At 32.0% G+C, this 5298-nt stretch carries 6 protein-coding genes; 4 read left to right on the forward strand and 2 right to left on the reverse strand.

The features are described 5' to 3' along the window. Positions 1–201 precede the first annotated feature (201 nt). Together QHH19_06635 and QHH19_06640 are read left to right on the forward strand one after the other, a co-directional pair. Positions 202–375 (forward strand): hypothetical protein, encoded by a 174-nt coding sequence (locus tag QHH19_06635; GenBank protein MDH7517999.1) that lies wholly within the window; start codon positions 202–204, stop codon positions 373–375. Between the two features lie 116 nt (positions 376–491). Beyond that, a complete protein-coding gene (locus tag QHH19_06640) occupies positions 492–1523 on the forward strand; it encodes a hypothetical protein (protein ID MDH7518000.1) in 1032 nt (343 codons plus the stop codon). A gap of 396 nt (positions 1524–1919) precedes the next feature. Here the strand turns inward: QHH19_06640 and QHH19_06645 are convergent, their stop codons facing one another. Next, positions 1920–2114: a radical SAM protein gene (locus QHH19_06645; GenBank protein ID MDH7518001.1), complete on the reverse strand. Its 195-nt coding sequence runs from the start codon at positions 2112–2114 to the stop codon at positions 1920–1922. 586 nt (positions 2115–2700) lie between these two features. Between QHH19_06645 and QHH19_06650 the strand changes: the two genes are divergently transcribed. Next, positions 2701–3372: a UbiA family prenyltransferase gene (locus QHH19_06650; GenBank protein MDH7518002.1), complete on the forward strand. Its 672-nt coding sequence runs from the start codon at positions 2701–2703 to the stop codon at positions 3370–3372. On the opposite strand, the gene argF is transcribed toward QHH19_06650, so the two are convergent. Further along, positions 3369–4286, reverse strand: coding sequence for an ornithine carbamoyltransferase (gene argF, locus QHH19_06655; GenBank protein ID MDH7518003.1), 918 nt, complete (start codon positions 4284–4286; stop codon positions 3369–3371). The two genes, QHH19_06650 and argF, sit on opposite strands and share 4 nt — an antisense overlap. A gap of 237 nt (positions 4287–4523) precedes the next feature. Here argF and QHH19_06660 point away from each other — a divergent pair, with 237 nt between their 5' ends. After that, positions 4524–4955: a nicotianamine synthase family protein gene (locus tag QHH19_06660; GenBank protein ID MDH7518004.1), complete on the forward strand. Its 432-nt coding sequence runs from the start codon at positions 4524–4526 to the stop codon at positions 4953–4955. Positions 4956–5298 lie beyond the last annotated feature (343 nt).

Here is a 5298-nt window from a genome sequence, read left to right on the forward strand (position 1 = left end):
CAATCTGAATTTACATTATATGTTTTAAAATGTATCCTCCTATTTGCCTATTAGTACACCATTATAATATATTTTCGATAATAAGACATATTAATGTTTACTTAATGTCGTTATGGTATAGACATGAACCCATTTCTTAACCCTCTAACGGGGCTACCCTTCATAAAAAATATTATTTTTGACCCTGGGAGACTACATAGATTGAATCATAAACAGATGGAGAGGTACAGAGATAAAGTCCTAAGAAAAACAGTCAAATACGCTTACACTGTTCCTCTGTATAATAAAAAATATAAGGATGCAGGTGTCCATCCAGATGACATAAAAGGTATCGAGAACATCATAAAGTTACCTTTTGTTACAAAAAAGATATAGTAGAAAATTTCCCAGATCGTATAATACCAGTTAATTACAACAAAGACAAAGGATACGTTGCTAGCACTAGCGGTTCAACTGGAGAATCGGTTTCGATTTATGTTGATTTTCCCACAATGGCTAAATCTTTTGGAACCACTATAAGGGATTTGCAAATTTATAAACTGAATTGGAAAAAAATGAGATTTGCAAACATTGGTACCTATCTACCTGGTAGAATAGATATGGTGTTTGAGGAAGGTTTTTTTTCAGAGTTAAGAATTATCTTCTCATCTAATAGATACCTAAGAATAAACGCTTTTGAATCCATTAAAGAAATGATTGGAAAATTAAATTTCTTTAAACCAGATGTAATTTATACTTATCCTGTTACCTTTCAACATTTAGCTTTTCTCAAAAAAAAGGGTTACGGCAAAAATATTAAACCAAAATTACTAATATCCGGAGGTTATGTATTAGATGAGTACACAAGAAGTTATGTAGAAGATGCATTTGATTGTAAAATGTTGAATATATATCCGTCGGTGGAATCGTTAGCTGATGTTGCATTTGAATGTATGCATGGAACATGGCATATCCAATGGGATTTCTTTCATGTTGAGGCAGTTGATAAAAATATGGATTTAGTTTCCCCCGGCGAACGGGGACATATAGTGATAACAAGGATGTTCGGCAGAGGCACCCCTATTATAAGATATACTGGCATGGATGACTACGTTAAACTATACCCAAATTATAAATGTAATTGTGGACTATGCACTCCAATAATCGAAGGAGGTGTTGAAGGTAGGGTAAGTAGTAGTATAGTTTTACCTGATGGAAAAGTGTATCCTTCAGCATCATTTTTATCAGAAATATCATTAATACTCAAAGATCTCAAAACCCATAAAATTAAACAATTTCAGATAGTTCAGAGAACGATTGATAAGATAGATGTTCTCCTTGTGATAGACGATGATCTTAGAGATGTTGGGCCTTCTGTTGATACTATTTTCAATAAAATAAGAGAGGCATATGAAGAAAAGGTAGGGCCTGATGTTGAGATAGTTGTGAAAGAAGTCAAGAAAATTAAATCTCCTTCAAATAAACCTGCGCCGCTTGTTGTATCGCAATTGAAACCAGAAGACAGAGATAAGTTTATTTTGTAGAAAAGAGTTAAATAGAAATTAAAATCTTAAATTAAATATAAATTAACTCCACGTAGCGAGAATTCGACTGATGAAATAAAATTGCTTATATAAGAAGAAGCAATACATGCTGGCAAAATCTAGAAAATTGTTGAAATTGTTGATCTAGAAACATTAATTTCATATATGAATAGAATCCACATAAATTTGGGTGAAAAACCATGGTAAAAAAATTCTTTATATATACAAATTGGACTTGTGTAAGACGAAAACTCGACGCACGAAAAATCGCTGATTATTTTTCAAAGAATAACCATAAAATTGTAAACGATCCACGAAAGGCGGATATCATACTCTTGGTTACATGTGCTTTTTCTAATCAAAGAACAGAACAGTCTATAGCACAAATTAAGAATTTCAAAAATATGATGCAGAATTGATTGTTGGTTCTCCTCCGCCTATAATTACTACTGATTTTGCTCCTAATTTCTTAGCCTGATTTACAACCTCTTTTAAATCTTCATAGGGCATTTCATTTTCCGCTGCTTTGCCGCTATCTCTGAAACAGTATTCGCATCTAACATTACAGGCTAAACTTGTCTCTAACCTTATGCAAAGAAGTTTATTGCTGTCTCTTGCTTTTATTGCATCTTTGTAATCGTATAGATATCCTTCTAATAACGGTGGATTTTTTAGATTACTATTTTTATTTGGGTTACCTACTATAATATTCGCCCCCTTAACTACTGTTAACTACTTTTAATCTAATAATTTTATTCTATAAATACCTTTTCGTTAAATATTATATAGTAATTTTATATAATTTTTTAAAAGAAATAATGCTTTAAATAATTATGCAATGTTCTCAGGATGTGTAAAACGAATAAAATCACATATTTTCTATTCAAATACCGACCTTTCAAATGGCGCACAATAATGGTATATGAATTAATATCATTTGCAATAATGTATACAACTGTTCCTATGCTTGCATATGGAATAAAAACCTATGATTGGGAAATTTTTAAAATCATCATCTTAACAATTCTGACCCTTTTCTCAGGCTACTTTGCGACCCTGATATGGAATGATATAACAGATAAAGAAATTGACAAAATAGCACACCCTGACCGCTCCATACCGGCTGGCAGAATAACTCCAAAAAAAATTTTTTGCAATCGCGTTGATATTTTCAGCTATGGTATTTACATTTGCGATTCTTATCAGTGTCTGGTGTTTATTTGTCGTAGGTATGGCGGCTTTATTCGTAACATTCCATAATAAGTATCTCAAAAAAGTTATTAAAATACCAGCTTACTCGGAAATATTTACCCCTGTTCAATGGCTTACGGTAGTAGTATTTGGTTATGTGGCTATATGGACAGCTTTACCACAGGCAAATGAGATCAGTTATAGCATACCGATAGTGGGGCCTATCTCATATGATATTAATTCTTTTTTAAACATGCTAATTCTTGTTTTGTTTACCTATTTTGCAGATGATGCCCATGATCTACCTGAAGGTATACACGATATAGATGGAGATCGAAAACTCGGGGTTAAAACATATGCAACATCTTTTGGAGTAAAAGCATCTGCTAAAATATCATTTACGATGTTTTTCATCTCAGGCATACTAGGCATTAGTCTATTTCTCAGAAATATGGTAACACCGATATTCCTAATACCATTCATTGCAGTATGGTTATACACGCTTAACTGGTCATACAGATACATACAAAAAGATGAAGAAGATATGAAAAAACTTGGAGTAAAAGTCGGCCAAAAAGGATTTGACTATCTACTGATCACATATAACCTGATTTTCCTGGATGTCCTTATACAAGTTTTATACCATCATTATGGTTAACCTAAAATTTTGACCATAAGCGCCATTTCAGCCCACATACGATTCTCTGCTTCATCTATAATTACAGACTGCGGGCCATGGGCTACTTCTTTAGTTACTTCTTCTCCATAGAAAATTGGCATACAATGTATAAAAATTGCATCAGGTTTAGCTTTACTCATCAATTCTTTAGTAACAGTATACCCTCTAAGATCCTTTAATATCTGTTCCTTTTGATCTTTATACCAGATTGATACCCATGTATCTGTTGCTACTACGTCAGCATTTTTTATTTCTTCTAGGTCCTCAGTTATTAATAATTTAACTTTCTTTTGCTTAGCGATTTCTGTTGCTTTGTCAAGGAAATATTTGGAAGGCCAATGACTCTTCGGGCTGATAACAGTTACATCCATTCCAACTAGTGTACATGCTAACATATATGTGTGTGTTAGGTTGTCATCACCATCACCAACAAAGACAAATTTTAACCCTTCCAGTTTATGTTTCTTTTCTTTTATGGTTGTTAAATCAGCTAGTATCTGAGTTGGGTGTTCATCTATATCCAAACCATTAATAACTGGAATGGTGGCATATTTTGCAAAATCATGTAAATCTTTTTTATCGAGTGCTCTATACATAACAATATCTGCGTACCTTGACATGACTAAGGCGATATCCTCAACGGTTTCCCTTGTGCCGATTCCAATATCCTCTTTGGTTAGAGAAATTGCAATTCCTCCAAGCATTTGTATTCCAAATTCAAAGCTAACTCTAGTTCTAATTGATGTCCTTTCAAAAATCATTGCTAGTTTCTTTCCTTTTAGGTATCTGATGTCTTTTCCTTTTTTATAATCATTTTTTAATTTTATTGCTAAATCGATTATATCATGGATTTCATCTTTAACATCAAGGATTGATAAGACATTCTTATTCATAGGCTCCCCAGAAGAAATCTAGGTTATAAAAACTTTTACCCTGTAGATTATTATATTTTTTGTCAAGGATTAAATATAGTTTAAATGATGTTTGTTATATTCCATCAATGGTGTTTCATGTTTAAAAAACTCCTCGACCAACTATACAATATATACGAAATAATATTTACAAATATATCTTTTTTTTCGTTTTTATACCTAAAATTCCACGAGCCGTCCGTTAAAAAAGAAATTTTAATGGCTGATATCAAAAAATCTGACAAAGTTCTACACATAGGGTGCGGAGCCATACCCTATACTTCTATAATAATAAACAAAGAAACCAGCTCATCGATAGTGGGAATAGATAACAAAGATAAAATTGTAAAAAGAGCAACCGAGTATATAAAAAAAAATAATTTTTCAGATAGAATCAAAATTAAAAGCGGAGAAGGAAATAAATATAATGCTTCAGAATTTGATATTGTAATAATCTCCTACGGTGTTTCAGATCACGATGCGGTTCTGAAACATATCTTAGATTCGGTTAAAGAAGGAACAAAAATTATTCTAAGGAAATCAGTAACTGAAAAGAACAACTACATTAATTCAATTGTAAAAGATTTTTCGATTTGCAGCAAAAGACTTCTTTTAACACAGAATTCTGTTTTAATAGTGAAAAAAGATTAGTGCTTATAAGATTTTAACTTCATTAAACACCGCTTGACTTACAGACTCAAAACCAACAAAACATTCGATACATCATGAGTTCCTAGCTAAATTCAAAAATTTTTCATCAAATTTACAGAGAATATCTACTGTTCCATTAGCCACCCCTCCTTTATGAATCTTCTGCCTTATCATCTATTCAAAAAGCTCCATCACATATTTTCGATGAAGTATTAAATGTGGATCATGAAAAAATAAATAGCTTATTTTCCATATTTTTTATATATCTTGACAATGTCACATTATGAATAGCCTATCTCAATTTACCCCCTCATTATTCAACCATCTTCAATTTTAACATCCT

It is taken from the genome of Candidatus Thermoplasmatota archaeon (assembly GCA_029907305.1).
Lineage (GTDB): Archaea > Thermoplasmatota > E2 > DHVEG-1 > DHVEG-1 > JARYMC01.